Genomic DNA, 25953 nt, shown 5'->3' with positions numbered 1-25953 from the left:
GTACTGCCTGCCTTAGACCGGGCCGCGTGCATTACAGCAGCAAAGGGTATATCTAACCGGTATACCCTTTGTTGTTTTCGGGCGGATTAGCAGAAAGCAGTTTTGCTTTCATGCGAAGGGAAGCAGAGTTTTCCGCATAACTGAAGAAAACCCTATGAACGCCAGGCGCTAAGGTTTACCGGTAGATTCTGTAAAACTAGATTTTACCGCTTTTATGAAAAGTACCTCTAGGGATTTTTCGCACCGTCGGTAACTGGTAGTAAAAGTCAATACCAGTCAGGCAAAGCACCCTACTCCGTAAATTTCATGGAATTAGAGCGGGGCCCAAATCCAATTTTGGATTCACCCCCGCCGGGTTATACTCTGTAGATTTTACAGAGCTACAGCCACATTCTATCCTGGCTAAGCTGTAGCAGCCCGCGCCCGCTCCGAACTAGCAGGCAGAGAAGTTGTCCACAAAAACGGACTACTTTCCCGGCCCCGCCGGCGTAGGCGTGCAAACATGGAACCCCAAAAAGTACATGCTCAGATACGCCTGCAATCGGCGCAAAATTGCGCCGCCAAAACCAGCGTGCCCCGGAGCTTTAGGCGTATCTTCCCTGTAAACAACAGGCCGAAACAGGCACCGCCGATGCAGTACGACAAAGGAACAAGTGGCAACCCCGCCGGCCGCCCCAAGGGCCGGCCCAACAAAGCTACGGCCTACGCCCGCGAAGCCATAGGCGCGGCCCTCTCCGGCGTCACTGCTGAGAGCCTACAGGCGAAGCTGGAAGCCCTCAACGGTAAAGACTTTATAGACGCCTACGTGAAGCTGGCAGAGTTCGTAACGCCTAAGCTGCAACGTACTGCCCTGGCTGCTGATGATACCGACACAGGCCGAATCAAAGTGACGTTACATATCGGCGGCACCCCAGCCCAACAGAAAGCCAACGCCCAAGCCGCCCGCTTGCTGTTGCCCAACTAGGGCCGGCTGTTACAATTGATAGAGTTATCGGACGTTGTTTCTTGCCGCCGGGTTACTCCCTAAAATTAGGGAGTAGCCCGGCGGCACTCATATGTAAGGGTAGCCGGTACTCTGGACACCCTTGCTCAATGAATCCGATTTTATGAAACGGCTTACTAAGCCTCTAAAAAGAAAGGCCGCCGCATCAAATGACGCGGCGGCCCTTGCCCGTAGGTAGGAGCTGGCAACTACTTACCCAGCGGATAGAACAAAGATAATCGGCCAACGCAAAAATGCACCGGCATGCAGAGCCTCATGCTTTCTGTTATACGCTGGTTATACTTCGTGTACCCCTACGCGTACCCCCAAAAAAACAAAACCCCGTTTCCATTACGGAATCAGGGTTTATTGTAGAGAGGATGGGATTCGAACCCACGATGAGCTTTAGACCCATACACACTTTCCAGGCGTGCTCCTTCAACCACTCGGACACCTCTCTAGGTGTGGTTAGCGGGCACAAAATAGCACCCGATTTTCCGGATACGCAAGCCGCACCCGCAACAACCTTTCAACCCAGCGTGATTTCGCCGCGCAAATTGTGGGTAAGGAGGCGGCTGGTTTCAGCGGCGGAACGGCCTAGGCCGAGCACGAACATGAGTTTGGCAATGGCCGCTTCGCGGGTGATGTCGTCGCCGCCGATGATGCCGAGGTCGGTGAGTTGGGCGCTAGTTTCGTAGCGTCCCTGAATCACGCGGCCTTCCTCGCACTGGCTGACGTTGAGCACCTGTACGCCCCGCTCCCGCGCTTCGCGCAGGCAGTTGAGAAACCAGGCAGAAGTAGGCGCGTTGCCGGAGCCATAGGTTTCGAGCACGCAGCCGCGCAGGCCCTCCACTTCCAGTTGGGCACGGATCATACGCTCAGTCAGGCCCGGATAGAGCGACAGCAGCGTTATCCGCTCGTCGAGATGCTGGTGGGTGTGCAAGCGGGCGGCGGGCAGCAGCCGGATCTGTTCGTCGTTGAATTCCAGCTCGATACCAGCGCGGGCTAGAGGCGGGTAGTTTTCCGAGCGGAACGCATCATACTGCTGGCTTTCCACTTTCTTGGCGCGGTTGCCTCGAATCAGCAGGTCGTTGAAGAAGACACATACCTCGGGCACGCGCACGGTGCCAGCCGTGGGGTTTCGGGCCACGGCTATTTCCAGGGCCGTAATCAGGTTGCGGCGGGCATCGGTGCGGATACCGCCCACTGGCACCTGCGCCCCCGTAAATACCACCGTCTTGCCCAGGTTTTCCAGCAGAAAGCTGAGTGCCGCCGCCGAATAGGCCATGGTATCGGTGCCGTGCAGCACCACAAAGCCATCGTAACGGGCATAATTTTCCTGGATGAGCAGCGCCATCTTATACCAGTCGGCCATCGTGACGTTGCTGGAATCAATGGGCTCGCCTAAACTCACCACTTCCACGTGCATATTGAGCTGGTTCAACTCAGGCATTTTCTTGCGAATCTGCTCAAATTTCATAGGTACCAGCTCGCCTTGCTTGTTGTAGGCCATGCCGGCGGTGCCCCCGGTATAGATAACGAGGACGGAGGTTTCGGGGCGGTTGTTGGAGGAAGCCAAGGCGGACATGGTTGGAATGGAGGCGCCAAGTTAACGACGTCTGGCAACCTACGCAGTTTGTAGGCCCGCCGGAAGTTTACACCCTATAGCAGGAAAGTGCAGAACGGCTGCATCAGCTAAAGCCCCCATCTTCAAATCACCTACATTATCCAGCCTCACTCCTACCCGATGACACAACGAAACTGGCTTCTTCTGACAGCGCACCTGCTAGTGCTGGTTGTGCTGGCCTCGTTCAGTGCCCGGCAGCCCCCCAAGCGCTACAATATTGCCGCCAACGGAGCTGTAGCTGATGGCCAAACGCTAAACACCCAAGTTATTCAAGCTTCCATTGACAAGTGCTCGGCGGCGGGCGGCGGTACGGTGGTGGTTCCGAAGGGCACGTTTAGGACGGGCGCCATCTTTCTGAAACGCGGGGTGAACCTGTTGATTGAGAAAGACGGCGTGCTGAAAGGCTCGACCCGGCCTGAGGACTACCCGCAGGTAGCCACCCGTTGGGAAGGTACTGAGCAACAGTTCACGGCAGCGCTGATAAACGCCACCGACCTGACCGGCGTCACAGTGGAGGGCGCGGGCACTATTGACGGCTCCGGCGAAGAATGGGTGGAACTGGCCCGACAAGCCCGGCTACAAGAAAACAGCACTGCCCCTGCCGCCGCCCGCTTGGGCCGGCCGCGCCTGATTTGCTTTCAGAACTGCCGCAAGGCGCGAATTGCCAACCTGAGACTGAACAACCAAGCTGTGTGGGGCCTGCACATTCTGTACTGCACAGGCATGGTGGTGGAAAACCTGACCATCCGGGCCGCTCACAACATCCCCAGCTCCGATGGCATCGACGTGGATTCCAGCCGCGACATCCGCATCAGCGGCTGCGACATTGACGTGAACGACGACTGTATCAGCATCAAATCAGGCAAGGACGCCGACGGCTTGCGGGTAAATCGGCCCAGTGAAGACATACTCATCAAGAAAACCCGCTTCGGCTACGGGCACGGCGGCGTGGCGATGGGCAGCGAAACCTCCGGCGGCATCCGGCGCGTGATGGTGCGCAACTGCGTGGCCGAAGCCGACAACTGGGCCCCGATTCGGTTTAAGTCGCAACCCAGCCGCGGGGGTGTGGTGGAAAATATTACCTACCGGGATATGGTGTTGCGCAACACTCGCCAGGCCTTCGAGTTCAACATGGAATGGCGCATGGTACCGCCCGTTGCCCCGCCGGCGCAAGTGCTACCCCTGGTACGTAACGTGAAGCTCATCAATATTACTGGCACTGTTACGACGGGTGGTCGCATCCACGGCCTCAAAAACAGCCCGATTGAAAACGTCAGCTTTCAGAACTGCGTGGTGACGGCACAAAAAGGGCTAGTGCTGGAAAACGTGCGTGGCCTGGACACCAGCGGCCTAAAGCTGACCGTAGTGGAAGGCGAAGCCATCGTACGGCGCGATGCGCAATAGAAGCATTGGCCACTTCAACCACTGTTAATACCGAGCGTCATGCTGAGCTTGCCGAAGCAGTTCTCCCGCTTCGTTGTAACGGCTCAAGTGAAGCGGGAGAGCTGCTTCGGCAAGCTCAACATGACGGGCTAGGGTTTTACATTGTCTAGCCTGAGGTATGGGCGTTTCACATGTTAGCGCCGAACAGTTCCTTGGTGTTGCGGGTGGTGGCGTCGGCTATTAGTTGCACGTCTTTTTGCAGGATGTCGGCTACGCGCTGGGCGATGAAGGGCAAGTAGGCGGGCTCGTTGCGCTTGCCGCGGTGGGGCATGGGGGCTAGGTAGGGGCAGTCGGTTTCGAGGAGCAGGTGTTCGAGGGCGATGCTGGGTAGCGTCTTGTCGAGGCCACCGTTTTTGAACGTGGCTACCCCACCGATGCCCAGCTTGAAGCCCAGCTTGATGACTTCTTCGGCTTCGGCTGCCGAGCCAGAAAAGCAGTGGAACACACCACGCAAGGTGCCATCCTGCGCCGCTTCGATGAGGTCGGCGGTTTCGCGGAAGGCGTCGCGGGTGTGCAGCACTAGGGGCAGGTTGTGCTTTTTGGCCAGACTGATTTGGATGCGTAGGGCTTCTTGTTGCTCGGCGAGGTGGCTTTTGTCCCAGTACAAATCGATGCCGCACTCCCCTACCGCCACAAATGGGCGCTTATCGAGCCACTCTTCCACTTCGTAGAGCTGCTTCTCGAAGTGCTTGCCCACTGAGCAGGGGTGCAAACCCATCATGGGGTGGCACTGATTGGGGAAGCGGGCCTCGGTTTCCAGCATCCCATCAATGCTGGAATGGTCGATATTGGGCATGAAGATGGTTTCAACGCCGGCCTCATAGGCGCGGTTCAGCATGTCGTCACGGTCAGCTTTGAACTGTTCGGAATAGACGTGGGCGTGGGAATCAGATAAAGTCATGGTGGTTGATTATTGACGGCTGGTTGCTACTTGTTGGTATTGTGAGTTGCCTGATGTTATGCCAGACCAGCAACAAATAACAAGCAGCAAGCAACCTTCTTACTTGTACTGCCGGCCTTTCCATTGAAACGACAGCGGCAGCAGGCGGTAGGTGGTGAGGGTGAGCGTGAGGATGAAATTATATAGTTCAGCCAGCGGCATCAGCCATAGCGGAGCGCGGCGGCCGGCCCGGCGGTAGCAAAAGTACGCCAGCATGCCTTGCAGCAGCATCTTGCCGGCCAGCACCAATCCGGCTACACCTGGCCCAGCCAACCACGCCAACACCAGCAGCATCGGGTAGAAGCCAGTGTAGTAAAGCACGCCGCCGCGCAGGTTCCATGGCAGGCTTTCCAGGCCGCGCATCCAGCGGCGGCGCTGCTGGAGCAGGTTGCCGAGGGTGCGCATGGGCAAGGAAATAGCCAATACTTCGGGCCGGAAAATAATGCGGTAATCGAAGCCCTGCTGGATGGTGGCCTGAAACAACGCGTAGTCTTCGGTGACGGAAAACGGCAGCGCCTCATAGCCCCCAATGGCCTCGTACGCGGCGCGCGTTACCAGCATGTTGTTGCCCATCGCCGTCACGGGCCGCCCTAGGTCAGACACCACCTGCACCAGCCCCAACGACATCAGCCAGTCGAGGCCTTGGAGCTTGTCGAAGAGGCGCGGCCCATCCACCAGCGTCAGGCCGGTGACGGTGCCCACGCTGGGGGCCGCGTGCGCCAGTAGCCCTTGTATCCAGGTGGACGGCACGGCAATATCAGCGTCGGTGATGAAGAAATAGTTGCTGGAAGCGGCGCGGGTAAGGTGGGCCAGCACGTTGGCTTTGCCGCGGGCCAGCCCGAGCGTTTCTTCGATCTGTAGTACCTGAAAGCTACCCGCAAAACCCTGCATGGTGCGGGCCGCTACGGCACTGGTAGCGTCGGTGGAAGCATCATCGCCGAGCAGCACTTCCAGTAGGTGCGCGGGGTAACTGAGCTGGCGGATGGCGGTCAGGCAGCGGGCCAGGGTGGCTTCCTCGTTGCGGGCGGCAATCAGGATGCTGATGCGCGGCAATGGTTCCGGCAGCGGCTTCGGCTGGCTGCCCGGCCGGGTGGCAAACAGCGTGGTGGAAGCCGCCAGAATCAGAAACCAGCCAACCAGAAGAACCGTGAGAAGTAACAAGGGCACAGAGTAATTATCGGCGCAAAGGTAAGTTATAGCGCCACGCCTGCTTTCCGTTACAGCGCTTCGAACGAATATCCGGCGGCAGCGCAGGCGTCGAGGTAGCGGGGCAGCACGGCGCGTAGGTTGCGCTGGGCCTTCTGGCTGTCGTGAAACACCACGATGGAGCCCGGCCGGGTATGGGCCAATGCAGCCTTCAGGCAAATATCGGCGGGGTAGGTGGCATCGTAATCGTAGGTCAGCACATCCCACATGATGAGGCGGTAGTTGGGGTGCAGAGCGGCGGCTTGGGCGCGAGTGATACGGCCATACGGTGGCCGCAGCAACGGCTGCTTTTCCGGTGTTCCGGCCAAGCTCTCCAACACCTGTTGGCACTGCTGCACCTCAGCCAGATACTCGGCATCAGGCAAGCGCCAGCCGCTGACGTGGTGGTGGGTATGATTGGCGAGGCGGTGTCCAGCGGCCAGTGCCTGTTGGGCTACCTCGGGGTGTTTTTCCAGATTGTCACCTACGCAGAAGAAGGTGGCGCGGGCATCATGGCGGGCTAACTGTTCCAGTACAAAGGGCGTCTGCTCAGGAATGGGGCCGTCGTCGAACGTTAAATACAGCAGCTTTTCACCCTCGGGCGCGGGTCGGCGCCATTCGGTATGGGGAAGCAGGCGTTGCAAAAGTTTCGGCAGACGGTGCAGACGCATGGGTCAATAGTTGGTAGGTGGGCGAATAGATGAGCGGCTAACAATATCTGACGCACTTATCTGCTTATCGAAATAACTGCTTGCCACAGCGCATCCGCGCTTTTATCCCAGGAAAACCGCTGCACATTCACTTTGCCTTTACTCACCAATTGATGCCGCAGTTCCGGCTCCTGCCAAAGCCGGCCTAACGCGGCAGCAATGGCGGCAGAACTATACGGGTCAACGAGCAAGGCCGCGCCGCCGGCTACTTCGGGCATTGAGCTTCGGTCGGACGTTAGGACGGGTGAGGCGCAGGCCTGAGCTTCGATGATAGGAATACCAAACCCCTCGAAATAAGGCACATACACCGTAGCTAATGCGGCGGCGTACAGTTGCACTAACTCGGCGTCGGTTGCACGGCCAGTGAGGTGTACGTCGTGGCGGTGCTGCATTTGTTGGTACACATCGAACATGGGGCCAGCTTTCCAAGCTGTGCGGCCTACAATGAGCAGCTTGGAAGGCGCACCAGTTTGCTGTTTGAATTCATCGAAGGCCTTGAGCAGATTCACCAGGTTTTTGCGCGGCTGTAAGGCTCCCACAAACAGAAAGTAGGGCTTGCCGGCCGCAAACCGCTCCCGCGTGGCCTGTTGCACCGCGGCGGACTGGGGGTGGAAGTGCGCGTCGACGGCATTGTACACCACTTGAATCTTATCGGCGGGCAGTTGGTACGTGGCTATCAGGTCTTGCTTGGTGGCTTCCGATACAGCCACTAACCGCTCGGAGGCTCGCACGAAACGCGGGAAAAAGTAATGGTAGTATTTGCGGCGCAACAGCTCTACATCCTGGGGGAAATGCTCGAAGGCCAAGTCGTGCACCACCGTCAGGCGCGGGACGTTGGTGGCCAGTGTAGTAAAGCCGTCGGTACTGAGAAACACGGCCGGCTTGTGCCGCCGCAGCCACAAAGCCACAGCTCCCTCAAACCAAGCCACGAACAAAAACGGGTGCCGCGCCGGCGGGAACAGCACGTGCGGCACCACGTTCGGCCCGAACACGTAGCGCGCATCAAACGGCCTATCAAACAGGAAATGGAACGTGTGCTCGGGGTGCGCGGCCACCATGCGCTTCAGCGTTTCGAACGTGAAACGCCCAATGCCCTCCAGCTGGTCGCCAGGCAGTAGAAAGCGGGTATTGACGGCTATATCCAAGTGGCGAAGTAGTGAAATGGTGAACTTGTGAAACGGCGAGTATATCCCTGCAATGGCGCAAATAGAACAGTAAACTCACTGTTTCACAAGTTCACTGTCTCACCGCCTCACTTTGGCAGTAAGCGCCGAAGCTCGGAAATCCGCACGATACCCGTTACAAACAAGATACCTCCGAAGGCCACACCCGCCAGCACCGATTCGGGGAGCCAGTGTAGCGCCAGCCCGGCTTGCAGGCCGTACCACACGGCGCACAGCAGCCCAAACGCCAACGCCAACCGGCCCAGCCACGCCCATGGAATAGGCACGCCCGTGCGGCGCTGCACCAGCCACAAGTACCCTAACGATACAAATACGGCGCATACCAGCGTGTTGATGGCCCCAGCTACCGCGCCCAATTTGGGCAGCAGCAGTAGGTTCAAACTCACGTTCACCACCACACTACCAGCCACTAGCCAGCTGACCGGCCGCTCGTGGTTGGTGCTGGTGAGCAGGGTACTATAGATGGCAAAAAAGGCGTGCACCAGTACGCTGACGAACAGAATTTTCAGGCACACCGTCATGCGGGCAAGTTCTTCGGGGGTGCTGTGCTTGAACTGGAAGAACAGCAGCTCCCCCCTGAACAGTACGAAGGCGCACATCAGCAGCAGCGGTACTGTTACCACCCGCTGCCCGAACCATAGCAGGTCGCGCTGCTCCTGCGGTCGGCTGGTGGCGTGGGCAAATTTGGCAAAGAACAGCGGCAGCACTGTCCAAAGGTACATCATCACGGTGTCGACCAGCCGGTACGAAGCCTGATAGTAACTAGCTTCCTGCGGCGACACGATGCGCTCCAGCATCAGAATATCAATTCGCTCATTGAGGCCATACACCAGCGTAATAAAGGCCAGCGGCAGGCTGGCTTTCATTACTAGCCGGGCCTTGTCCCAATCCAACCGAAACCTCACCCAGCCGTAGAGCCGCGTCACCAGCCCATAGAGCACAATGAACGTGAAGCCGATGGCTATTGACCTGGCCACCACGTAGTTGTTTAGCGTAATACCCACCGGAATCAAAGCCAGCACCAGGGCCAGCAGCAGCAGCTTTTCCAGCACCGACAGCAGCGCATCGGTGTTGAAGCGCTGATGCGCCTGCAATACTCCCCGCAAGAACAGCGTGTACTGCGCCAACAACAAGCCGGCACCCGTAAGGGCCAGCAACGTGAGCAGATGTCCTTGGTAGCCAAGCAGCCACCCGATGCCCACCAGCCCGCCCAGAAACAGAAAGGCTAAGCCGCTTTTAAGCGGTAACAGGGTAGGAAAATATTCGGTTAGAAACTCCGGGCTGGCAGCTATACGCTTGGTGGTCAGCTGAGTAGTACCCAAGTCGGAGATGGAAGCTACGATGGTCGCCAGCGTGAATAGCGCCCCAAACGTGCCAAATGCCACGTGCCCCAGCCGGTCTTGCACTAGGTTTTCCACTACCACCCAAGCCGGTTTCACCAGCAGATTGAGCAGCACGACAAAGCTGATATTTCCGAAAAAGCGTTTGATAAGCGCAAAAGTAGGCGAAAAGGCGGATTGACGCGGTAGCAGATTAGGAATAGATAATCTTCCGGTAGTACCACCGCCTTACAAACGCCCTAAAAACGCTCTACCCCAGGATTCCCTTAAACACGAGTTTGCCTGCCCAAGTAATCTTTTCTAAGCAGCCAACGAAGATTCTACCTCGAGTATAAGGAGTACTCCACCGGGTAGTGCTCCTATATAAGGCAGTTATTCACGTATTCACTCGCATTTTCCGAGTAGATTTGCCTCGTTGTGGTAGTGCCGATTGGCTGATGGTGCTGCCTGGTTGTCTTTTTCCGCTGTATGTCGTCCCGATCTTATTCGCTTCTGGGTTTGTGGCCCGTTATCAATCGTTGGAAATTTTTGGTTCTGACAGCTGTGGCGCTGGCCTTGGTAGTCAGCGTAGTGGTGGCTCTGATGCTACCCAATATCTACAAATCAACTACGGTATTCTACCCCACCAACCCGCAAACCACTGACCCCGACCGGATTGTAACCGAAGGCGGCAAACTGGAACTGGGTGGCCGCAGCGAAGACCTGGACCGGGTAATTACCATCGGCGAGTCGCAGCCGGTGGCCGAGGCGCTCATCAGGCGCTTCAACCTGCACCAGCACTACAAAACCGGCAAGCCCGGAGATGATGCCGCCGACCAAGCTGCCCTCGACGAATTTACGGGCAACCTGACTATCGTGCACAACGACCGGGATGCCATTGAGCTGACGTTTCAGGACAAAGACAAGCAGCTGGCTGCCCGTATTGCTAATGCATTGGTGAAAAGCATTGACTCGGTGAATCAGCAACTTACCTTTGCCAACCGGGGCAAAGTGCTGGAACTGTACGCCCAACGCCGCAGTTTTCTGGAGCGCGAATACCAGCTCACCTACGATAGCCTGCTGGCTGGCCGCCGCCGCTACGGCGTGTACGGCCTGGCTCTGGAATCCCGTTACTTAGCTAAAGAGATTATCGAAACGGAAAGTGAGCTGCGGCGCGCCGAGGGCGAAGGCAACAGCGGCAAAGCAGCCGGGTTGCGCCGGGCCCTGCGTGCTCTTACCAAAACGGAAGGCGGCAACATTTTCAACCTAGAAAGCTATACAGCCGGCATCGACCGGATGAACACGCTCTACGCCCGCTTCAATGATATTCAGGGCCGCTTGCTGGGCGCGCGTAGTGCGTATGAAACTGCCCGGCTAGGTATTAGTGGTAAGATTTCCAGCATCTACGTGGTGCAAGAAGCCTACCCCGCCACCAAGAAATCCAAGCCAGTCCGTTGGCTGATTGTGGCTTCTTCAGTGCTGATTACGTTCGCGCTGTCGGTCATCTTCATCACGCTGCTGGAGCTGTATCGCGGCAACCTAGCCATGGGCAAACCGTCCAAAGCTGGTAAGGAATAACGCCAGTAAACCGGACGGCCACTGTTTGACTGGCTGGCTCCCAACTACCTGCTAACTTGTTTTCGGTTTGAACTTCCTAACTCGTCTGCGTCCGCAAAACACCGACCAACGCTTCTTTATGGCGTTTGTCGGGTTGCTGCTGGTCTCTGGCGTAGTGGCGCTCTTCTCGAATGCTTTGGGCTGGCTGGCACTGCCTATCGTGGCGCTAGGTGCAGCAGTATTGCTCGTCGATTGGCGCTGGGTGTACTATTTGCTGCTGCTCACGCTGGCTTTCTCACGCGAGTTTCCGTTGCCGGGGGGGCTGAGCATGGATGTGCCTTCTGAGCCACTGATGCTAGTGTTGTTGGTATGCGTGGTGGTGAGCGTACTGCTGGGGCGGGAGGAAATACCCCGGCAACTCTGGGTGCATCCGCTGGTAGTCATCATGGGATTGGCGCTGCTGTGGTCAGTTATATCTGCGCTGTTCTCGGTGAGCGGGGTGAAATCGGTCAAGTATCTGCTGGCTAAAACTTGGTACATCGGGCCGTTTGTGTTTGGCACGCTGGCTATTGTGCGACGCCCGCGCGACGTGTGGCGGCTGGTTGGCTTCTTTACGGTAGGCGTGGTGATTACCATCCTTTACACGATGAAGCGACATGCGGCTCTTAGCTTCGGCTTCGATACCATTAACAAGGCCATCCAGCCCTTCTACATCAACCACGTTATTTATGCCACCACAGCGGCGTTGCTGGTACCCTACGCCTATTTTGCTGGCCGGAGCGCCACTACCACTCGGGCGCGTTGGCTCTGGTACGCAGCCCTAACGATACTAATAGCCGGCGTGTTTTTGTCGTATACGCGGGCTTCCATGCTATCCTTGATAGTAGCTGGCCTGTTTTATGTCGTCATTCGGTGGCGGCTGGTACGGCTAGTGCTGGTAGCGGCGGCAGTAGCGGCGCTTAGTGGGGCCTTCTACTTTATGAGCGAGAACAACTATATGCTCTATGCGCCTGATTTTGAAAAGACTGTCTTCAACGGAAAGAACTTCGAGAAACACCTTGAAGCCACTTACAAACTCCAAGACGTATCGGGCATGGAACGGGTGTACCGCTGGGTGGCCGCCGCCCGCATGATTGCCGACAAGCCCATGACCGGCAGCGGCCCCGCTACGTTCTATCCAGAGTATAAGCGCTACACGGTCAAGAGTTTCCGCACCTACGTGAGCAACAACCTGGAGAAATCCACTACCCACAATTACTTTTTGCTACAGCTAGCAGAGCAGGGCGTGCCGGGGTTCGTGCTGTTTGTGTCTCTCATCAGCTCAGCCTTGGTGATGGTGGAGCGCATCTACCACCGCAGCCGGGTGATGCTGCATCGGCGCGTGGTGATGGCGGCGGGGCTGTGCCTCGTGATTATCATCTTCCACCTGTTACTCAATGAGTTGATTGAAGTGGACAAAATTGGCTCCTTCTTCTACATCTCGCTGGCAATACTTATGCGCGCTGGTATGTGGATCAGAGAGGAAGCACCTGAAGAACAAGCTACTGCTTAACAACTACTAGCACTAACGCACTGCGGCCCTCCGCCAAGCCTGAGTGAACTACTCAAATCTTGGCGGAGGGCCGCAGTGCGTTAGCGCCAAACGCTTCGTAATCAGGGGTAGGCGATGAAGTAGTAGTGCGACTTGTTTTGGTAGTGCTGCTCGAATTGCTTTTGGGTGAGAGCTGGCCGGCTATTCAGCCAATTCTCCATCAACGAGACCTTCAAGCCACACTCCATCAGCACATTAAATACCATGTCGGGGGTGGAACCGTAGAACTCGGACGCGCCCAGGCCACACTCGAAGATAACCACTGGCTTGCATCGGGTGAGGGTCTGGCGGGCACCTTCCAACACCAGCAACTCGCCGCCTTCCACATCTATCTTCACAAAGTCAACTTGCTCGGTAGCGGGCAACACATCATCCAGCTTGTCGGTCTGCACTTGGATGGATGTATCCTGCTCATCTTCCCGGTCGTATTTGCGCTTAATCAGGCCGCTGTAGGCCGGGTTGGAAACCACGTAATTGAAGGAGGTTTCGCCGCGTTTGTTGCTGAGCGCGATATTGGAAATGGTGATGTTGGGGCGGTTGTACTTGGCGCGCAGTGCTTGGTAGAGCACCGGAATCGGCTCGAAACCGTAGTGTTTGCCAGCCGGACTGGCCGCCAGCAGCATATCGAGTACCTCGCCTTTGTGGCAGCCCACATCAATGCAAGTACTGTCGGGCCGGCAACTGCGCCGGATTACTTCGGCTGTTTGACGGTCGTATTTCTGGTTTTGCGTGAAAGCGAAAGGTAAACTCTTGATTAGCCTTTTTGCCAGTTCTTTAAGCATGAATATGGAGTTAGAAGACAGAAGTTAGGAGCGGAAGTTGGCAGAGAGAAACTAGACGGCAGAGACAACACTCTGGCTTCTAACCCCTACTCTACGAACCCTTTGCTTCCTCACTTAAACCGGCAGCTTAAGATGGTAATGTCGTCGGCAAAGTGACTACCGTTGACGTTGAATTCTTTGATTTCGCGTAGTAGCTCTTCGTGTAGGCGCGGTAGTGGCAGGTAGCGGTTCTGCCGGATGACGCGCAATACGCCTTCTTCGCCAAACTCGTTGTAGTTGTCGTCGAACACCTCCGTCAGGCCATCTGTATAGGTGAGCAGCAGCGTGTGCGGCGGCACCTCTACCTCCCCTACCTTCAGCATCGGCAGCTCGTCCATTACGCCCAGCATAATGGTACCGTCTTTTAACAGCTGCACCGAGTTGTCGTCGGCGAGCAGCAGCGGATCGTTGTGGCCGGCATTCACGAATTGCAGCTTGCGGGTGGTGCGGTCATAAAGCCCGAAGAACACTGTAATGAACTTGTCGCCGCCAGCATTGCGGAAAATCAGGTTGTTCAGTTCGTTGGCTACCGTGGCTATATCGGCCTGCTGGCGGAGCAAGGTGCGCAAGCCCGCTTGAAAGTTCGACATCAGCAATGAAGCCGCTACACCCTTGCCCGATACGTCGGCAATGCAGAACATAAACCGGTTGGCATCCAGCGGCACCACGTCGTAGTAGTCGCCACCCACGGCAGTATGCGGCACGTACGAAGCCGCTACGGCTACGTAGGCATCGTTGGGCAAGGAGCGCGGAAACAGCATGGTTTGCACCTCCTGCGCAATTTCAATCTCCTTGCGCATGGCGGCGGCGGCAATGCGCTGCCGCCCCAAGCGCCGGTTCTCGATGGCTCCGAACAGGATGTTGCTCAGCGTTTCCAGAAACTTGGTAGCCTCGCCGCTGGCGTAGTCATCGTGCATATTGCCAATGAACACGTAGGCTACTACTTCATCGTTGCGCACCACCGGAATCAGGGTTTCCAGCAGCTTCCACTTCTCGTCGGGCAATACGCTGGCTACGGCCGCTGGGGCTGAAGTACAGTTGTTGATAACCACTTCGGGCAGCGGAATACGGCGGTAATCGGGTAAGTGCTGCCCAAACGATACCATGCACTGCCACTCCCCTTCCTCTTTCACATAGAGCACCACGCGCCGGATGTTGAGTTGCCCCAACAGTGTGAACTGGAATATCTTATAGAGCGCCGACTCGCCCAAGTCCTGGTTGATAGCCTGCGTGATTTCCAGCAGCGCGCCCAGCTCCCGGTCTTTCAGGAAGAGCCGCTTTTCGGCAGTAATAGGGGCAGCGTTTGGCATGTAGTTACTTGTTGAATTATTGAATTGATAAATGGTTGATTGTTCTGTTCTGTGGTTGGTCATTCAACCATTTATCAAGTAAGCCATTTACCCATCCAAGGGTGTTTTCGGGTCGTAGGCGTCGCGGAGGCCGTTGCCAAGCAGGTTGAAGCTCAGCACCAGTAAGCTGATAGCTAGGCCCGGCAGCAGCGTAAGCCACAAGCCGGCTTCGGTGCCCAGTAGCTGAAACCCCTCGTTCACCATCAGCCCCCACGACGGCGCCGGTGGCTGCACGCCCAACCCCAGAAAGCTCAGCCCCGCTTCGAGCAATATAGCTGCCGCAAAATTACTGGTTGCAATGACAATCAGCGGCCCGGTCATATTGGGCAGTAAGTGGCGGGCAATCAGGCGACTCTGGGGCAGGCCCAGAACCCGGCCGGCTTCCACGAAGGTTTTTTCGCGCAAGCTCAGCATCTGGCCGCGCACCACGCGAGCCACGTCCACCCACATAGTTAGGCCCACGGCCACAAAAGAGGTCCAGACACCTTTAGAATCCAGTGCCAGCGAAATGGCAATGACCAGCATAATACCCGGAATGCTCCACACTACGGTCATCAGGCCCAGCAACAAGCTATCCAGCCAGCCGCCCACGTAGCCAGCCACCGCGCCAATAGTCATGCCTAGCACCAACGAAATCAACACGGCTACCAGCCCGATTCCCAGCGAAATACGCGTACCCAGCAGCAACCGGCTCAGCTCGTCACGGCCGGCTTTGTCGGTACCCAGCCAGTAGGTTCGGTTGATAATTCGCTCTTGCTCTATTACTTGCCGAAGCTCAGCGGCCGAACCCGCTTGGCCGGCCAGTTCGGTTAGGGCGTAGTGGCGGGGCTGGTCGGCGAGGGCGGAGTGGTTGCGGTAAGGCTGGGTGAACAGCGAGTCGCCCACGAACCGGTAGCTACTTATAGGCACTTCTTGGTAACGGGGCGCGCGGCCATGCAGCCAAGTAGTCAGCAGATTGTCGGCGGCGGTGGAGCGGGCAGCTTCGGGGAGCGGCAGGCGCAGGATGGTGGCCCGAAAACCCGGCGGCTCCTTTTGCAACTGCACGAGGCTGTTGTTGGCATTCGGCGAATTGTCGGGCAGCACCCAATAGCCTAGCACGGCCACTAAAGCGCACAGCACAATAAAGCCCAGCCCCGCCATAGCCGGTCGGTTTTGTAGTAGGCGCTGGCGCACGTAGTAGCCCGGCGGCCGGGCAATAGCCGCGGCGCTTGGCTGTCCTGATATGACGGCCCCGGCCACCGCTAGCGGGTATTGTGTTGCAGCAGACCTTCTTTAGAGGCCAGATAGTAGCAGTCCTGACTGATGGCCCCGAACGAGCTTTCCTCGTAGGCTAGCTCGGTATCGGGGTCGGGCCAGAAACTGCGGATGAGGCCTTGTTCCAGCAAGCCACGCAGCCCCTGCTTCAGAGCAACTTCAGACAAGCCAGTTTTCTGGAGTAAATCACGAAAAGAAGTAACGAAATACAGTTCGTCGAGAATGTCGAATTCAGGGTCAGTCACGGGCAATAAGAACGGGGAGTACGGGCAAAGGTAGCGCGCACCGGCCGGATTAGCTGCCTGCCGGGCGCATGATGGCTAGTTGAGGGCAACCGCAGTAGATCTTGTCATGCTGGAATTGCTTTCCACTTCCAGGTAAGCGAGAATCTGCCGGATTTCCTGGTCGGAAAGGGCGAAGCTGGGCATTTGCTGCTTCTGGTACTGATTGAAAATCTTAACGGCGTACTCGTCGCCGCTGGCTACCACTTTGCTGGAATTCTTGATCCAGGGAATCAGCCAGGAAACTGGGCGGCGTTTGTGCAAGCCAGCCAGCGCCGGTCCTACTACCACATCATTCACAGCGTGGCATTGGGCGCAGTTGCCTTTGAAAAGGGCGTCGCCAGCGGCAATGGCAACAGCTTGCTCAGGAGAAACAGGAAGCCGATTTTCTAAAGACTGGGTGGTACTATCCTCTCCAGATCCTGCGCATAACGATTGTTCAGTTAAAGCCGGCGTATCGGTGTCGGCGCGGACCGCACCCGCATCGGCAAGAGGAGTTACAAGACCGGTGGCGGCGAAAAACACCCCACCAATAGCAAATACCAACACCACGACCAACAGGGGGAACATCATTTTCAGGCTGAAATTAGACATAGCGCAGCGGTTAGATGAAACTGTTTGACTTACTCGAAAAAGTAGTTGCCAAACGCCAGCATCCCTATTATTTCCACCTTTTTATTTCTTTGCTACCGTTCAGGCACTTGCTTTCTAGCGGTGTGCTGCCACGGAGAACGGCTAACGCAACTGCCGACCCTTCCACTCGTAGCCGCCACGCAGGCCCGCCAAGCCCACCAGCAGCGCATATGGCGCATACGCCAACTGTAGCACCGGCACCCAGACCAGCCAGCGCCGCCGCCGGAAAAACTGCAGTACCGGCGTCAGAAACAGTACATCGGCCCCCAGCTTCATAGTCCAGCCAACGACCACCCAGGACGCCAGAATGGGCTGCACCAGCATAGCCACAGCCCCACCGGCCAGCGCCACGTTGGCAGCCAGCACCAGCACAGCTAGCTGTTGGGGAGCGGCGGCTTGGTAGTGCTGCCACTTGCTGGCCCAGCGCACCCGCTGCCGGAGCAGTTGCCGCAGGGTTGGTTGGGCGGCGGTACGCACTGTGGCTTGTGGGTCTTGCAGAAACCGGATGCCCGCCGGAAACATTGCGTGCAGCTTGTGCAGCAGAAATTCATCGTCGCCGCTGGCCACTTGGGCGTTGCCAGTGTAGCCACCTACCGCGTGGAAGCTGGCGCGGCGGTAGCTAAGGTTGGCGCCGTTGCACATGGTGGGGGCGCCCAGCAGAATGCCTGCTGCGCCACTGCCCACCAGCCCTACCAGTTCCAGCCCCTGCAACGCCGCCAACGCGCCCTGTCCGGTAAGCAACACCGGCCCACTTACAAATTGAGCATCCGGGTCGTGGGCTTGCTGGTGGGCAGCCAACCAGTTTGGTTGCACGCGGCAATCCGCATCGGTGCAGACAATCCACGGAGCCTGGGCGACGGCAATGGCGGCTTCTAAGGCGGCTTTTTTGCCGCTGCGGGCAGGATCGGGCAAATTGGCCAGTTGTAACAGGCGTAGCTGGACGGCACTGGTTCGGGCCGCCTCCGTCACTATTGCCGCCGTGGCATCGGTGGAATGGTCGTCGATGACAATAACCTCGAAGGCAACAGGCGACAGAGTTTGGCGTTGCAAATCCGCAAGAAGGTTGGGCAGGTTGGCGGCTTCGTTCCGGGCGGCTATCAGGACAGAAAGTTGCGGGTGGAGCGCACCAGAGCTAGTAGCTGTTGGCTGTTGGCTGTTGGCCTTCTCCAACTTCTTTTCTTGGGTAAGAGGACGTGGGGGCGAGTTCCACGCCCGCCGGAATTGCAGCATCCGGAGGGCGTAGGCAACTGGAGCAGCCAGCAGCAACAAACCCAGAACAGTAGTTTTCATGAGGCAGCGGAAGCTTGGGTGGTGGCACCAACTGGTTTCTTTTTGCGAAAGACTTTCAAGCGCAGCACAAAGCCCAATCCGGCGGCGCTGGGCAGGGCGATGTTCAGTACCCATAAGCTCAGGCTGGCGCTCAGCACGGGTAGCACCGGCTCGCCCAGCAAGCCAAATAAATGCGTGGCCGACAACTCCCGCACGCCTACATCGGCTAAGGCATTGAGCGAGGGAACCAACGACTTCAGCAGAAAAGTACCCGCCACGGCGGCCGCACCCGGCCCCAGTGGCGCATGGGCACCGTAGGCGTACAGCAGCAAGCCAAACTGCCCGCAAAACACCACGTACCGCAGCCCCGACAGTGCCAGCACCACATGGATGGCCTGCGCCGGATAGGTAGGCATGACGGCTAGAAACCGGCGGAAGCGGCGCAACGGCGGCACGGCCATCAGCACGGCCAGCAGCAGCCGCGAGCGGTAAAGCGGCAGCAGCACGGCGGCATTTACCAGCACGGCAGCCACTATTACCCCCAGTCCGGTAGCCGGGTAATCGTACAAGTAGAAGGTCAGCAGGAAGTACACCAAGCCTGCCGTACCGGCCAGCACCGTAACCACCAGCTGCCCATAGCGGCCCAGAAACACGGCGCCCAGCGCATCGAGGCGGCGGCTTTTCAGTTCGATGATGCGGCCGGCGTAGTCGCCTACGCGGTTGGGGGTTACGAAGCCCAGCGTGAGGCCCACCAGTACTGCCCGGAAACTACGACGGAACGAAACGGGTTCTAAATGCCGAGCCAGCCGCCACCACTTCCAAGCTTCCACGCCCCAGTTCACGGGCACCAGCGCTAGGGCCAGCAGCACCGGCGTACGGCCCTCGCCGGTAAGCGTGGACGTGAGGAGTCGCCGCCAAGCCGCCGCCGTAGCTGCGTCGGCCACCACCGAATGCCAGAGCAGCCCTAGCGTGAGCAGGGTTATCAGGAGCTTGCCCCCTACCACTAGCCACTTGCGGCGCGTGGTGCGTTCCGGCTTTTCAGCGTATTTTTGTGAAAGGTGGTCGGGCAAGATGACAGCAACAAAAGCGGTTAGCGTCGGCAAGTTACCTACACTATTTGCATATGTGTTGGCATTTCACTGCTACCAACCGCAGCGGCAGTCTACCTACTTGCTAATCACTATTTGATCCCCCCGAATGATTCTGCCCCTCGCTCCCACCGATTTACTACCCAAGATTATTATGGGCGTCGACCCTGGCACCAACATTATGGGCTATGCCCTGATTGAGGTGCAGGGCCAGCGTGTGAAGGTGCTGCGCTATGATGTGATTGACATGCAGAAGATGGGCTCCAACCACGCCCTCAAGCTGAAGAAGATATTCGAGCGGATGCTGGAGCTGATTGACGAGTTTCTGCCCGACGAATTGGCCATTGAAGCGCCTTTCTACGGCGTAAACGTGCAGAGTATGCTGAAACTGGGCCGGGCGCAGGGCATGGCCATTGCCGCCTGCCTCTCCCGCCAGATTCCGTACGTGGAATACGCGCCTACCAAAGTGAAGCAGTCGGTGACGGGCACGGGTACGGCCACCAAGGAGCAGGTAGCCCACATGCTGCGCCAGACGCTCACGCTGCCGCCCATTGCCGAGGCGTCTAAGTTCCTGGATGCTACCGATGCGCTGGCCGTGGCCTTGTGCCACCATTACCAGAAAGGCAACAACGCCAAAGCCGGGGGCAAAAGCTGGGGTAAGTTTCTGGCCGACAACCCCAGCAAGGTAGCCGCCCCAGTAGCCGGCAAGAAAAAGAAGGTGGCCTCCAAGTAAGTCACCAACGCCGGCGAATTCAAGCCGCAGAAGAGGTTACCTCTTATTACTACAATTACTTAATACGTTACTATACCTCTTACTATCAATTATATGCAGCGCCGACCAGTCCGTTCTACTTCCTTGAAAGCCGTTGGCTACGACGACACTACTTTGGTGCTGGAAATAGAGTGGCGCAACGGCAGCATCGTGCGCTATACCGGAGTTCCTGAACCGATGTACCAAGCCTTGCTGGCAGTGCCCGGGAAGGCCATGTTCGTAGAGCAGGTGGTAGAGCGGGGTGGCTACGCACGGGAGCAGATTCGCAAGTAGATAAGCGCCTGCTTATACTGTCATGAACCGCAGCCGGCTTCTTAGTGGCAGCCCATTTTCCGGCGTTTATCCGACTTAAGATGGAATCGGCTCGGCAGCTTTTTGCTACCAGAAAGCCAGTAGTTCATAACAACACGCAAAGCAACTTTGGGTGATGCTACCGTGGTTTGTAAGGGCCTGAGAATAGGTGTGTAAAAATCCACTTATTGGCTTGCAACTTTCCAGTAAGTCTTTGGCTCTGAAAAGAAAGAGGCTTGCCTCTGCGCCGTACATCCTTCCACTTTTTACTACCCTATTCCATGACTAAATTATCTACTTACCTGTTCAGTTGGCTACTGCTGCTGGGGCTGCTGGCTTGTGGCAAGAAAGAAGACCCCACCGTTGCGTATTACGAAGGCTACGCCCCACAGCTCATGGACCGCACGGTGCTGGAGCAGTCGGTAAGTGCGCTGCCGGCGCGGCCCATGCATGAGGCGGGCAAAATATACCTGTTGGGGCGCTACCTGTTTATAAATGAGCGGTTCGAGGGTATTCACATCATCGACAATCAGAACCCTGCCCAGCCGCGCCCAATAAGCTTCCTGCGCATTCCCGGCAACGTGGATTTGGCCGTGAAAGGCAACCTGCTCTACGCCGATAATGGCCCCGACCTAGTAACCATCGACATCAGCAACCCCGAAGCCGTGCAGATAAGAGGGCGCGTACGCAACGCCTTCCGCGAGCTGCCAATGCCCGTACGGTGGGCCAGCATCCCCCCGGAATCCCTGCCCGAAAACCGCCCAGCCAACTCGGTGGTGGTAGGTTGGAAAAAGGTGCAGATTCCGTACACAGTCAACCCCAACCCGGACCCCCGGTGGTGGGGAGACGGCCGCATCTTTATGGCCAACGCTTCTTCCACTTCGGCCGCGCCCGGCGCGGTAGGCAAAGGCGGCTCTTTAGCCCGGTTTGCTATTTTGGGGCAAACGCTCTACACCGTGGATGAGCAAAGCCTACGCCTGTTCGATTTGAGTGATCCAGCCCAGCCTTCTTCCGGCTCGAACTTCGCTCTGCAATTCGGCGTCGAAACCATCTTCCCCAAAGGCCAATACCTGTTTTTGGGCACCCAGCGCGGCATGTACATCTTCGATGCCGCCGTGCCCCAAACGCCCCGCCAAGTCGCCTACTATCAGCACACTGTAAGCTGCGACCCGGTGGTAGTAGACGATCGGTACGCCTACGTAACGCTACGCAGCGGCCAGGCGTGCGGCGGCGGCACCAACCAGCTCCAGGTTATTGATCTAACTAATCTGAGCCAGCCGCGCCTGGCCCGCACTTACCCCATGACCGGGCCGCAAGGCCTGGGTGTTGATGGCAACCAGCTGTTTATCTGCGACAAAGACGGCCTAAAGGTGCTTGACACCAGCCAGGCCCCCACCCTCACCCAGCGCCAGTTTTTCCCCGTCAAGGTGTTTGATGTAATTCCGAATGGCGGCGTATTGCTGGCCATTGGCACCGAAGGGCTTTATCAGTATAGCTACACCGGCACCGCGCTCCAGCAGCTGAGCTTGTTGCCCATTACACCACAGCTCTGATGCCGACTACTCGTGCGGGCTACTGTTGCCTGTGGCTGTTGCTGCCTGCGTTGCTACTTGGCATAGCGGGCGGAGCACAGGGGCAGAACACGCCACCTACCCGGACGTTGCTGGTGAAAGCTGTGCCCCAATACGTGGTGGTGAGTGGCTATTGGCTGGAAGCAGAGCGAAGTTGGAAGCAACACCCGAACCAAAGTTTCGCCGTTACTGCGCAGGCCTACGCCGGCCCTACCGGCAACCCCAATGGCGAGACTCCTATTGATAACCCCTTCTCCCCCGACCAAAACCGGCAAGTGCGCGGCGTGGGCCTGCAAGTGCACCACCGCCTGTACCTAGACCCTACATTTTCTACCGACTATCCATCGGGCTGGTATGTCAGCTACGGGCCGCAGTTCCAGCACTTTGCTTTGTCACACGAGGGGCTGGGCTGGAAGGTAGTGGAAGGCCCGAACGGGGCGCCCGTGTACGAGTTGCGCAACGGCCGCCACACCGAAACCATCAACCGCTACGGCGCCAGCGTGCAGCTAGGTTACCAGGCACCGCTGCCACCCGGCCCGGTTTTTCTGGACTTCTACGTGGGGTTTGGCTGGCGCGAAAGCCAGAGCCGCGGCGACTCCTGGAAAATGAGTGGCCGCTACCACTCCGGTTCTTCCAATTACGGCCACGAGGGGTTTTACTTTCCGGCGGGCTTCAAGATAGGCGTAGCGCTGCGCTGACCTAAACTCGCCACTCACCGCCAAAAGCAGTATGGCCGGCCTTCAACACTGAGGATACCCCCAGAAGCTGAAGAACGACCGTACTGCTTTTTGGCTTCGCAGATACTTGATAGTGTTGCCACTTGCCTGCCTTTACGCTACTACTCTATGAGCCGGATGCACAAAAACCTGCCTTCAAAGCGCACCGATTTTCATTGCCAGTATACCGTGAAGAAGACAACCACTAAGTAAGTCCACAGCAAAGAAAAACTTATGTGAATAGTGGTTTCGAGACGCTTGCCACGCCACAAGGCACTGGAGTAGCCAAAGAACTGCACCAGTAACCGGGCCAGCCAGAAGAGCCCCAAGCCAAACGCAACTTTTCGGCCTAGCGAAGTTCCAACCAACTCTGACGCACAGTTCAGGCACAACAGCCCCATAAGCAGTACTACAAGAGCAATGAATAAGGTGTGCACGTACATCATTTGCCGGTTAATCAAACTCAAAGGTTTCAATTCAGTTGGCCAATCGAAGTAGCGTGGAAAACCAGCGTGCAGTAGTGCCAGCACCACCAGCAACCCGCCAATAACCTTGAGTTGCAGTTCCATTTACCGAAGTATAAAAGCAGATACGAAGGGGGTTATTTTCTTTTCTTCCTCCAGGTGTAACCCGGCCGCCCGGAATACGCCTTGCCATATTGAGCGGGAATAGAAATGCAGGAACCCAATTGTGTAAGCCAGGAAATTTGCCGGGTCGCGCAGATGCTCGACTACTAACACTCTTCCTTGCGGACGCAGAATTCGGCGTATTTCGTTGAAAAAGGCAAGCCGTTGCGTGGGCTGGCGTATCTCGTGCGCAGCCAGCATCACAACCACTAAGTCGGCACTTGCGGTAGGAATAGGTAGGGCCTGAGGGCGCACCTGCTGCGTGCCCGGAAATGCAGGATACGCCGCCCGGGCACGCCGAATCGAGACTTCCGTATGCTCGGTTGGGTTGTAGAAATCGAGCACTACTAGCTTTGCATCAGCAAAGTGGTGCTGTAGCAAAGCACTGGTTTCATCGAATCCAGCATGAATATTTACCACTGTTCCTTGGTTAGGCAGCCATTGGGGGCTCATCCAAGCCAAGCTATAGAGCTTTGGCGTGTCATACACGTAGCAGGAAACCAGCAGTGACACGATGGTAGGAGCGGCTACCAGAAAGCTTAACCCGTAGGCGTACGGTTGCAAACCCGCATTGCCGTAAATACCCACAATGCATAGCAAAAGCACTACCGCACCAGCCACTACATAGAAGTGCCAGTTGAATCGAACGATGTTCCAGACGCCCTGGCCTAGTTTTCTCACGCGTGCCAGAGTTCAGTGCGGCCCTTTTTCCAGCTATACGGTACGTTAGCCATTGTGAAGGCACTGGCCAACCGTACGTCGCTGAAGTGCAACTGCTTGATAAATCCGACCTGTGCCTGGTGTACTTGCACTGGCACCGGACGCCACTCTTCCCGCACTCCTTCTACAATCCGCACTAGTTGCTTGGCCGGCTGATACGAGAAGGTAAACGGTAACGGGCCAGCAAAACGCCGGGCCTGCTGCCAAGTAGCAAACGGCGACCCAATCGGCAATGCTGGCTCCGTTGGGGGTATTTCAACGCTAACAATTAATTCTGCCTTCTGAGATTCAAAGGCAAAGTGGTTTGCTGAAGCGGAATATCGGACGTCAATAGTATTGTAGTGGTAGCTAGTAAACAACGTACCTAGCAACTGCATTTTCAAGCTGTCGGTTTCCGATTTGAGGATGTAAAGTCCGCGGAGCCGCTTACCAGTTGCCGTGGTGTAGCGCACGAATACCCGGTAGCCAATCAGAAAAAAATCGTTGCCAAGCCACGCCGGTAGTCCTTGCGGGCGCAACGCGTTGGTTTGCACCATTGCCACGGCTACAAAGCCCCAGGTACCATCCAGGGTATCCAGCGTCAGGCATTCCGGAATCAAGGACTGCAACTCGGTGGCGGGCACAGCAAACGTAACGACCGTGGTGCGGGCCAAATGTGCCTCTACGCCAAATGGATGATGTGCTAGCCAAGCCATGCTACCAGGTGGAATTGGAATTCGGGTGTAGCCTAAAACCGTAGTAATATAGCACAAGCCCAAACAAGCCCGCGAAAACCAGATTGAACTCGTGCCACAGCAATAGATCGGCAGCTAGCAAGAACTCCAGCATATTCATTCCTAGCACCAAGGCTATTTGAATGGCCACGTTAAGCTTTACCCAACGCCCGCTAAGTACCCACAGGGCCATCACTATTTCTGCCACGCCAATCAGCCGTGTGAGCGGACCAGCATAGGCAGGGCCAAGTATGCGCGCTACAATGGCTTCATGGCGGGGCACCAGATACAGCACCTTGCATAGTAGACCGTTGATCAGCCATACCAGGGCTATACTATAGCGCAGGAAGTGTTGAACGATATACTTTTGCATTGCGCTACCCCACCTCAATTTCGCCGCGCAGATACGTGACGGCGTAGCCACTGATGAGTACCCGCTCGCCGCGCAATTCGCACCACAGCTCGCCACCCCGCGCCGATACTTGCCGGGCCTTGAGGGTAGTTTTGCCGAGCTTCGCCCCCCAAAACGGCACGAGTGTGGTATGTGCTGAGCCAGTTACTGGGTCTTCGGGCACGCCCACCCGCGGACCGAAAAAACGAGATACAAAATCGGTTTCTGCATCAGCAGCCGGCGCCGTAACTACTACGCCGCGGTACTCCACCTGCGCCAGCTGCGCCTGGTTGGGCTGAATGGCGCTCACTTCGGCCTCAGTGGCAAACAACACAATTAGATCGGGGCCGGCTAGCACTTGCAGCGGCGTAGCGCCCAAGCCGTCGAGTAGGCCGTTGGGGTGCGAGGTCAGCAACTGGGGCGGGCGGCTCGGGAAATCCAGGGTAAGGCGGCCGTTGGTTTCGCGCAGCACCCGCAGCGGGCCACTGGCCGACTGAAACACGATTTCCGGCCCTTCAAAGCCCAGATGCTGGTATAGCACGTGCGCCGAGGCCAGCGTGGCGTGGCCGCACAGTTCTACCTCCACGGCGGGCGTAAACCATCGTATTTCATACTCGTGGCCGGTTTTGGGTACAAAAAAGGCGGTTTCGGCGAGGTTGTTTTCGGCGGCAATGGCCTGCATGGTTTCGGCGGGCAGCCACTCGGGCAGCGGACACACCGCGGCAGGGTTGCCAGCAAAAGGCCGGTCGGAAAAGGCGTCGATTTGGTAGATAGGGAAAGTCATGGCAAAGCAAAGATTCAGGTGGCAAGCCATTAAGGTAGTGGCGAAGCTGGAAATTGCCGGCAGCATCTGTATTTGGCGCGGTGCAGCCTTTGCTAAGAGCTTATATTACAGCCTCTAGAAATAAAGTTGGTACCCA

At 57.2% G+C, this 25953-nt stretch carries 26 protein-coding genes and 1 tRNA gene; 8 read left to right on the top strand and 19 right to left on the bottom strand.

The genetic code is table 11. The features are described from left to right. Positions 1-631: 631 nt before the first annotated feature. The gene (locus G536_RS30530; RefSeq protein ID WP_022823450.1) at positions 632-964 is read left to right on the top strand and encodes a DUF5681 domain-containing protein; all 333 of its coding nucleotides are present in this window, start codon (positions 632-634) and stop codon (positions 962-964) included. Positions 965-1354: 390 nt separating this feature from the next. Here G536_RS30530 and G536_RS0109975 read toward each other — a convergent pair. Both G536_RS0109975 and G536_RS0109970 read right to left on the bottom strand, forming a co-directional pair. Continuing rightward, positions 1355-1442, bottom strand: a tRNA-Ser gene (locus G536_RS0109975). A 69-nt stretch (positions 1443-1511) separates the two neighbouring features. After that, entirely contained in the window at positions 1512-2570 is a 1059-nt protein-coding gene (locus G536_RS0109970) for an asparaginase (RefSeq protein WP_022823449.1), read from the bottom strand. A 159-nt stretch (positions 2571-2729) separates the two neighbouring features. Between G536_RS0109970 and G536_RS27265 the strand changes: the two genes are divergently transcribed. Continuing rightward, positions 2730-4013, top strand: a complete 1284-nt coding sequence (locus G536_RS27265; RefSeq protein ID WP_084708558.1) for a glycoside hydrolase family 28 protein — start codon at positions 2730-2732, stop codon at positions 4011-4013. A 166-nt stretch (positions 4014-4179) separates the two neighbouring features. Here the strand turns inward: G536_RS27265 and G536_RS0109955 are convergent, their stop codons facing one another. The 5 genes from G536_RS0109955 to G536_RS0109935 form a co-directional block, all read right to left on the bottom strand. Then, positions 4180-4953 carry a TatD family hydrolase gene (locus G536_RS0109955; RefSeq protein ID WP_022823446.1) on the bottom strand — a complete coding sequence of 258 codons (774 nt, stop codon included), beginning with the start codon at positions 4951-4953 and terminating at the stop codon, positions 4180-4182. Between the two features lie 99 nt (positions 4954-5052). After that, complete coding sequence (locus tag G536_RS27260; RefSeq protein WP_169515079.1) at positions 5053-6159, bottom strand: glycosyltransferase; 1107 nt, start codon at positions 6157-6159, stop codon at positions 5053-5055. Between the two features lie 50 nt (positions 6160-6209). After that, positions 6210-6848, bottom strand: a complete 639-nt coding sequence (locus G536_RS0109945; protein ID WP_022823444.1) for a polysaccharide deacetylase family protein — start codon at positions 6846-6848, stop codon at positions 6210-6212. A gap of 56 nt (positions 6849-6904) precedes the next feature. After that, positions 6905-8032 carry a glycosyltransferase family 4 protein gene (locus G536_RS0109940; RefSeq protein WP_022823443.1) on the bottom strand — a complete coding sequence of 376 codons (1128 nt, stop codon included), beginning with the start codon at positions 8030-8032 and terminating at the stop codon, positions 6905-6907. Between the two features lie 107 nt (positions 8033-8139). Continuing rightward, positions 8140-9540 carry an oligosaccharide flippase family protein gene (locus tag G536_RS0109935; RefSeq protein ID WP_281170606.1) on the bottom strand — a complete coding sequence of 467 codons (1401 nt, stop codon included), beginning with the start codon at positions 9538-9540 and terminating at the stop codon, positions 8140-8142. 339 nt (positions 9541-9879) lie between these two features. Here G536_RS0109935 and G536_RS0109930 point away from each other — a divergent pair, with 339 nt between their 5' ends. Continuing rightward, entirely contained in the window at positions 9880-10968 is a 1089-nt protein-coding gene (locus tag G536_RS0109930; protein ID WP_071837683.1) for a GumC domain-containing protein, read from the top strand. Between the two features lie 67 nt (positions 10969-11035). Then, on the top strand, positions 11036-12499 hold the full coding sequence (locus G536_RS0109925) for an O-antigen ligase family protein (RefSeq protein ID WP_022823440.1): 1464 nt from the start codon (positions 11036-11038) through the stop codon (positions 12497-12499). Positions 12500-12600: 101 nt separating this feature from the next. Here G536_RS0109925 and G536_RS0109920 read toward each other — a convergent pair whose 3' ends face one another. From G536_RS0109920 to G536_RS27255, 7 genes are all read right to left on the bottom strand, one after another. Continuing rightward, the gene (locus G536_RS0109920) at positions 12601-13320 is read right to left on the bottom strand and encodes an FkbM family methyltransferase (protein ID WP_022823439.1); all 720 of its coding nucleotides are present in this window, start codon (positions 13318-13320) and stop codon (positions 12601-12603) included. Positions 13321-13430: 110 nt separating this feature from the next. Then, the gene (locus G536_RS0109915) at positions 13431-14669 is read right to left on the bottom strand and encodes a PP2C family protein-serine/threonine phosphatase (protein ID WP_022823438.1); all 1239 of its coding nucleotides are present in this window, start codon (positions 14667-14669) and stop codon (positions 13431-13433) included. Positions 14670-14756: 87 nt separating this feature from the next. Next, complete coding sequence (locus tag G536_RS0109910) at positions 14757-15947, bottom strand: ABC transporter permease (RefSeq protein ID WP_022823437.1); 1191 nt, start codon at positions 15945-15947, stop codon at positions 14757-14759. Positions 15948-15949: 2 nt separating this feature from the next. Next, positions 15950-16207: a hypothetical protein gene (locus tag G536_RS0109905; RefSeq protein ID WP_026880025.1), complete on the bottom strand. Its 258-nt coding sequence runs from the start codon at positions 16205-16207 to the stop codon at positions 15950-15952. Positions 16208-16282: 75 nt separating this feature from the next. Further along, positions 16283-16816: a c-type cytochrome gene (locus G536_RS31785; protein ID WP_245575791.1), complete on the bottom strand. Its 534-nt coding sequence runs from the start codon at positions 16814-16816 to the stop codon at positions 16283-16285. 162 nt (positions 16817-16978) lie between these two features. Then, positions 16979-18166 carry a glycosyltransferase gene (locus tag G536_RS0109895; protein WP_022823434.1) on the bottom strand — a complete coding sequence of 396 codons (1188 nt, stop codon included), beginning with the start codon at positions 18164-18166 and terminating at the stop codon, positions 16979-16981. Further along, positions 18163-19215 carry a lysylphosphatidylglycerol synthase transmembrane domain-containing protein gene (locus G536_RS27255; protein WP_022823433.1) on the bottom strand — a complete coding sequence of 351 codons (1053 nt, stop codon included), beginning with the start codon at positions 19213-19215 and terminating at the stop codon, positions 18163-18165. Before G536_RS27255 ends, G536_RS0109895 begins: the two co-directional genes overlap by 4 nt. 127 nt (positions 19216-19342) lie before the next feature. Between G536_RS27255 and ruvC the strand changes: the two genes are divergently transcribed. The 4 genes from ruvC to G536_RS0109870 all read left to right on the top strand — a co-directional run bounded on the left by ruvC (position 19343) and on the right by G536_RS0109870 (position 22565). Continuing rightward, a complete protein-coding gene (ruvC, locus tag G536_RS27250; RefSeq protein WP_022823432.1) occupies positions 19343-19966 on the top strand; it encodes a crossover junction endodeoxyribonuclease RuvC in 624 nt (207 codons plus the stop codon). Between the two features lie 93 nt (positions 19967-20059). Beyond that, a complete protein-coding gene (locus G536_RS0109880; RefSeq protein ID WP_022823431.1) occupies positions 20060-20278 on the top strand; it encodes a KTSC domain-containing protein in 219 nt (72 codons plus the stop codon). Positions 20279-20577: 299 nt separating this feature from the next. Beyond that, the gene (locus G536_RS0109875) at positions 20578-21849 is read left to right on the top strand and encodes an LVIVD repeat-containing protein (RefSeq protein WP_022823430.1); all 1272 of its coding nucleotides are present in this window, start codon (positions 20578-20580) and stop codon (positions 21847-21849) included. Continuing rightward, positions 21849-22565 carry a hypothetical protein gene (locus G536_RS0109870; protein ID WP_022823429.1) on the top strand — a complete coding sequence of 239 codons (717 nt, stop codon included), beginning with the start codon at positions 21849-21851 and terminating at the stop codon, positions 22563-22565. The genes G536_RS0109875 and G536_RS0109870 overlap by 1 nt, the downstream gene beginning before the upstream one ends. Before the next feature lie 191 nt (positions 22566-22756). On the opposite strand, the gene G536_RS0109865 is transcribed toward G536_RS0109870, so the two are convergent. From G536_RS0109865 to G536_RS0109845, 5 genes are read right to left on the bottom strand one after another with little or no spacing between them, the layout of a single operon-like run. Continuing rightward, positions 22757-23152 (bottom strand): hypothetical protein, encoded by a 396-nt coding sequence (locus G536_RS0109865; RefSeq protein ID WP_022823428.1) that lies wholly within the window; start codon positions 23150-23152, stop codon positions 22757-22759. Continuing rightward, positions 23153-23890 (bottom strand): class I SAM-dependent methyltransferase, encoded by a 738-nt coding sequence (locus G536_RS0109860; RefSeq protein WP_022823427.1) that lies wholly within the window; start codon positions 23888-23890, stop codon positions 23153-23155. Beyond that, positions 23887-24624 carry a DUF2071 domain-containing protein gene (locus G536_RS0109855; protein ID WP_022823426.1) on the bottom strand — a complete coding sequence of 246 codons (738 nt, stop codon included), beginning with the start codon at positions 24622-24624 and terminating at the stop codon, positions 23887-23889. Before G536_RS0109855 ends, G536_RS0109860 begins: the two co-directional genes overlap by 4 nt. Before the next feature lies 1 nt (position 24625). After that, positions 24626-25015, bottom strand: coding sequence for a DoxX-like family protein (locus G536_RS0109850; RefSeq protein WP_022823425.1), 390 nt, complete (start codon positions 25013-25015; stop codon positions 24626-24628). A gap of 4 nt (positions 25016-25019) precedes the next feature. Next, positions 25020-25817, bottom strand: coding sequence for a PhzF family phenazine biosynthesis protein (locus G536_RS0109845; RefSeq protein WP_022823424.1), 798 nt, complete (start codon positions 25815-25817; stop codon positions 25020-25022). Positions 25818-25953: the final 136 nt, after the last annotated feature.

The sequence above is a fragment of the Hymenobacter norwichensis DSM 15439 genome (assembly GCF_000420705.1).
GTDB classification, from domain to species: domain Bacteria; phylum Bacteroidota; class Bacteroidia; order Cytophagales; family Hymenobacteraceae; genus Hymenobacter; species Hymenobacter norwichensis.
This window is presented reverse-complemented; position numbering and strand designations above follow the sequence as displayed.

Bases quoted from the DNA above. Each gene is read 5' to 3' on its own strand.
- G536_RS30530 (WP_022823450.1), top strand. From the start codon at position 632: ATGCAGTACGACAAAGGAACAAGTGGCAACCCCGCCGGCCGCCCCAAG.
- G536_RS0109970 (WP_022823449.1), bottom strand. From the start codon at position 2,570: ATGTCCGCCTTGGCTTCCTCCAACAACCGCCCCGAAACCTCCGTCCTC.
- G536_RS27265 (WP_084708558.1), top strand. From the start codon at position 2,730: ATGACACAACGAAACTGGCTTCTTCTGACAGCGCACCTGCTAGTGCTG.
- G536_RS0109955 (WP_022823446.1), bottom strand. From the start codon at position 4,953: ATGACTTTATCTGATTCCCACGCCCACGTCTATTCCGAACAGTTCAAA.
- G536_RS0109945 (WP_022823444.1), bottom strand. From the start codon at position 6,848: ATGCGTCTGCACCGTCTGCCGAAACTTTTGCAACGCCTGCTTCCCCAT.
- G536_RS0109930 (WP_071837683.1), top strand. From the start codon at position 9,880: ATGTCGTCCCGATCTTATTCGCTTCTGGGTTTGTGGCCCGTTATCAAT.
- G536_RS0109920 (WP_022823439.1), bottom strand. From the start codon at position 13,320: ATGCTTAAAGAACTGGCAAAAAGGCTAATCAAGAGTTTACCTTTCGCT.
- G536_RS0109915 (WP_022823438.1), bottom strand. From the start codon at position 14,669: ATGCCAAACGCTGCCCCTATTACTGCCGAAAAGCGGCTCTTCCTGAAA.
- G536_RS31785 (WP_245575791.1), bottom strand. From the start codon at position 16,816: ATGATGTTCCCCCTGTTGGTCGTGGTGTTGGTATTTGCTATTGGTGGG.
- G536_RS0109895 (WP_022823434.1), bottom strand. From the start codon at position 18,166: ATGAAAACTACTGTTCTGGGTTTGTTGCTGCTGGCTGCTCCAGTTGCC.
- ruvC (WP_022823432.1), top strand. From the start codon at position 19,343: ATGATTCTGCCCCTCGCTCCCACCGATTTACTACCCAAGATTATTATG.
- G536_RS0109880 (WP_022823431.1), top strand. From the start codon at position 20,060: ATGCAGCGCCGACCAGTCCGTTCTACTTCCTTGAAAGCCGTTGGCTAC.
- G536_RS0109875 (WP_022823430.1), top strand. From the start codon at position 20,578: ATGACTAAATTATCTACTTACCTGTTCAGTTGGCTACTGCTGCTGGGG.
- G536_RS0109870 (WP_022823429.1), top strand. From the start codon at position 21,849: ATGCCGACTACTCGTGCGGGCTACTGTTGCCTGTGGCTGTTGCTGCCT.
- G536_RS0109865 (WP_022823428.1), bottom strand. From the start codon at position 23,152: ATGGAACTGCAACTCAAGGTTATTGGCGGGTTGCTGGTGGTGCTGGCA.
- G536_RS0109855 (WP_022823426.1), bottom strand. From the start codon at position 24,624: ATGGCTTGGCTAGCACATCATCCATTTGGCGTAGAGGCACATTTGGCC.
- G536_RS0109850 (WP_022823425.1), bottom strand. From the start codon at position 25,015: ATGCAAAAGTATATCGTTCAACACTTCCTGCGCTATAGTATAGCCCTG.
- G536_RS0109845 (WP_022823424.1), bottom strand. From the start codon at position 25,817: ATGACTTTCCCTATCTACCAAATCGACGCCTTTTCCGACCGGCCTTTT.